This window comes from Enterococcus sp. 10F3_DIV0382 (assembly GCF_002140245.1).
Lineage (GTDB): Bacteria > Bacillota > Bacilli > Lactobacillales > Enterococcaceae > Enterococcus_B > Enterococcus_B lactis.
The window spans coordinates 71,737-75,324 of sequence record NZ_NGMF01000004.1 but is presented as its reverse complement, the minus strand read 5'-3'; the positions used below and the strand labels follow the sequence as shown (position 1 = coordinate 75,324).

Annotated in this window: 2 protein-coding genes and 1 rRNA gene; all 3 read right to left on the bottom strand. The window is 36.6% G+C overall.

Features of this window, described 5'->3' with window-relative positions:
* Positions 1–154 (bottom strand): 16S ribosomal RNA (locus tag A5849_RS14535); the annotation flags it as partial.
* A gap of 523 nt (positions 155–677) precedes the next feature.
* Positions 678–1,988 carry a glycoside hydrolase family 28 protein gene (locus A5849_RS14525; RefSeq protein WP_002335426.1) on the bottom strand — a complete coding sequence of 437 codons (1,311 nt, stop codon included), beginning with the start codon at positions 1,986–1,988 and terminating at the stop codon, positions 678–680.
* An 11-nt stretch (positions 1,989–1,999) separates the two neighbouring features.
* Positions 2,000–3,418 carry an MFS transporter gene (locus A5849_RS14520; RefSeq protein WP_002310864.1) on the bottom strand — a complete coding sequence of 473 codons (1,419 nt, stop codon included), beginning with the start codon at positions 3,416–3,418 and terminating at the stop codon, positions 2,000–2,002.
* Positions 3,419–3,588 lie beyond the last annotated feature (170 nt).

Here is a 3,588-nt window from a genome sequence, read left to right as displayed (position 1 = left end):
CTTCTGATGGGCAGGTTACCCACGTGTTACTCACCCGTTCGCCACTCTTCTTTTTCCGGTGGAGCAAGCTCCGGTGGAAAAAGAAGCGTACGACTTGCATGTATTAGGCACGCCGCCAGCGTTCGTCCTGAGCCAGGATCAAACTCTCATAAAAAGTTCGAACAATCTTGCGATTGTTAAGCTCAATTTGTTTGCTAGCATATTGCTTGCTTGTTAAAAATGTTTGTTGTCTTGAATTGAATCAAGACGCCCTACACATTTGGTTTGTCTTACTTTGTTCAGTTTTCAAAGGTCTACTTCATCGGAAATGTTTTTCCGATTTATTTTGGCTGCCGTAGCAACTTTTACATCATATCAGAGTGGCAAGTGATTGTCAACTCTTTTTTAAAAGTTTTCTTCGATTTCGTTTTTCGAAACCTTTCAGCAACTCATTCATTATAACTTGTCGTTTGTTATTTGTCAAGAACTTTTTTGAAGTTTTTTTCGATAGAATCAAGCTTCGCAAGCTGTTCTTTTTTAACGACTCAGTTATCTTATCACGTCTAAAAATATGTGTCAACTCTTTTTTGGAAATTTCACAAAATGTTTCAATCAGATGCGACAACGTTGTTTAATATATCATTAAAAAAAATAAAGGTCAAGCTAAAATAATATTTTAGCTTGACCTTATTATAATTTCAACGATTGTCAAAAGTATTGTTTGCAACTGTGTTCCCTGTTTCTATTGATAGAATACAGCTTTCGAAACATAAGTTTTGAACTGCTTCGATTCGTCCAAATTCTTTTGCAGTTATTGTACAATGAGTAAAGCAGACATCTTCTATAGTTTTTTCAGGAAATGCTACCAAGTCAAAAGCCCGGGAAGGAAGTGGATAGCCTGGAGAAAGACTTGCCTGTACATTTTTGACATGTATGTTTCTGACTTTTGTCATTTGTTTTGATTCAGGTATTTCTTCAGCCACTGCTTGCCAGCTTTCTGGCATTCGTTCAAGATCATTGCTATTTTTTCTATTATATTCATTATGCCAGTCCATTATCCAAGAAAACGGAAATTGTACATCCATCATATTCAGGTTTTCTACCCTGATATTTTCAATCACTCCCCCTCTTTCTCTTGAAGATTTCATTCGAATACCACAGTCTGACTGAAAAAAATCGATATCGTGAATATACACATCACTAACTCCAGCACTAACTTCGCTACCAATAGTTACACCGTAACCTGAACGAATGTTACATCTCGCAATCTCGATTCTTGATGATTTTCGATTGACTCTTGCACCGTTACCGTCCCTGCCAGATTTAATAGCGATACAATCATCACCACAGGCCAAATCACATTCATAGATACGCACATCTGTTGAAGAATCAATATCAATCCCATCTGTACTTGGCCCATCATTATGACGGATGATTATTTTTTCTACTAATACATCGTTAGAATAAGTGATTTGCAGGTTCCAAAAACCTGATTTTTGAAAAATCAAATCACGAATGACAACATGTTCTGCATGATACAGTAAACACGCCCGCGGACGCTTAATAGCATAATCTGCAATCCAACGCAGTCCCTTTCGATCATATTCAGCTCTTGTTCCGCTTTTTTGGTCTTTCCCCCAATATAGTTCCCACCAATGCTCTCCTTGACCGTCGATTATTCCTTTTCCTTCTATAAGAATATCTTTTGCTGAGAGAACATTCAAAATCGCTGCTGGCCATTTCATTTCTACTCCAGCAACTCGTGTATCAATCTCTGGAAATGCTTCGATCTCTGTTTTTCCCTTGAGAACAGCCCCTTCTTCGAAAATGAGATGGCTCTTATCTTTTAAAAAAAGTGCGCCGACTAAATAAATACCTTTTGGAATAAATACGGGCGAGTGTTCTTTTGCACCTTGATTGATTGCCTTTTGCAGCATTACTGTATCATCTTGTTGAATGTCGTTTGTTTTAAAGTCTAAAGCATTGATGAACTCTTTTTTTGTCTGCAATACTTTTCTCCTTATCTTTCATTGATTTTTTTTAATTCTTCACCAATAAACACAGTTTTCGAACGATTCAGCGGATACCCTACTAATAAAATGATTGCGGATACAAATAAACAGAATGCTGGTAGCAAGTTTGCCATCGTATAAATTCTTTCTTGTACTAAAACTGATTGGATGGCTCCACCTGTTGTAGACGATTGGTAACCAATGAGTGCTAGCATAAATCCTCCGACTGCTCCTGCGCATGCTTGTCCTACTTTTCTCGCAAAAGAATTCACTCCGTATACTGTTCCATCTTCTCTTAAGCCTGTCTTATATTGATGATAGTCAATCACATCAGTAATGAATGCCCAGACCATCAAATTGAATAAACCAGATCCTAAAGTAGCAATAAATAAAAGAATCAGATATACCCATGCATTTGTTATATGAAGGAAATACATCAGCAAGTACATACATGAAGAAGCGAGTAACGCAAATACGCTTGCTTCCTTTTTACCAAATAATTTTGTCAGCTTTGTAGCAAATGGTGCTAAAACTACTACTGTTCCGTAAGTAAATAAAAGAGCGACAGACATTGCTTGTTTATTATGGAAGTAATCATTAAATAAATAAGTCATATTCGTCCCAGCTAAAATCTGATTGATCACAATGAAAATGTCAACAATGACTAAAATAATCAGTGCTCGGTTAGCTAACAAACCTTTTACCAACTGAGAAGCAGACACTTTTTCGTTTTTGACAACTCTTACTCGTTCAGTAGTCAATTTACAAGTCAGCATGTATGCGACAAATGCAATTGCCGCACATCCGATGGAAATCCAAAAGAAATGATTCCCCGAAACGACTTGCTGCCCACTCTTGTTATGGGTGTACATCAAAATCGGGATAAAGAACCCTGTAGTTGACCCGCCAATCGCAGAACCAATGCTTCGGAATGTGGATAACGAGGTGCGGTCATTAGGATTTGAACTAATGGCTGCTGCCATTGCTCCGTAAGGGATATTGATTGTTGACAGAAAAATACCATAAACAATATATGAAACAAAAATATATGCAACCTTCACCGTCATTGGAAGATGTTGGACGAATGGTAAAAACAAAATGACTGTCACTAAGCAAAATGGATATTTCATTTTTCTGATCCAAGGAATAAATCGACCAGTTTCTGTTAACTCTGAGACATCGCATAATCTTCCAACCATCACATCAGCAAACGCATCCAAAATTCTTGAAATCAAGAATAACGTACCTACGATTGCTCCTGAAACACCAAGAACATTCGTATAATAAATCATCAAGAAACTATTGACCAAACCTAAAATAAAACAGTTACCTAAATCACCGAACATGTAGCCTAACTTATCGGAAATCCCAAATTCCTTTTTTTCTTTTTTTACTGTATTTGCTGTAACAGCATTTTGTGAAAGCATTTGAATTCCTCCTACCTCTTATAGTAAACGTTTTCAAAATTATAACTCTTTTTTTCTTGTTTTTATATTCACAATATTGACATTTTATTGCATTATCTTGACAGAGAAAAAACAAAAATACGTTTAAAAACATTGTCAGTTACCTAAATCACCGAACATGTAGCCTAACT